Below are 254 nucleotides of genomic sequence, written 5' to 3'. Positions count from 1 at the left end.
AATCAATTCTCTCAGCACTCTGTAGTATTTTATTCTTTCTTCTCGGTTTCTTTCTCTATAACGAAGTTCCTTCTTTTTTCTGGTAACTTTCATTTTTTTTAAGGCATAGCAAATGGCACTTGGTCTCGGGAGCAAGTCAGTTTTGTCAGAACATAAATACTATTCAATAGCTAAAGACTGTTATTTAGGTAAGCACAGCGGTGTTTAAGCACTTGAGGGATATTTTCTTCATTCCACTGGGCTCCAGAAATTTT

1 pseudogene is annotated in these 254 nt (G+C 35.8%); it reads right to left on the bottom strand.

Annotated elements, in window-relative coordinates:
- Window positions 1-126 (bottom strand): annotated as a pseudogene (locus MiAbW_RS19410) (IS630 transposase-related protein); the annotation flags it as partial.
- Window positions 127-254: the final 128 nt, after the last annotated feature.

The organism is Microcystis aeruginosa NIES-4325, from assembly GCF_008974145.1.
Classification (GTDB): Bacteria; Cyanobacteriota; Cyanobacteriia; order Cyanobacteriales; family Microcystaceae; genus Microcystis; species Microcystis aeruginosa_G.
This window is presented reverse-complemented; position numbering and strand designations above follow the sequence as displayed.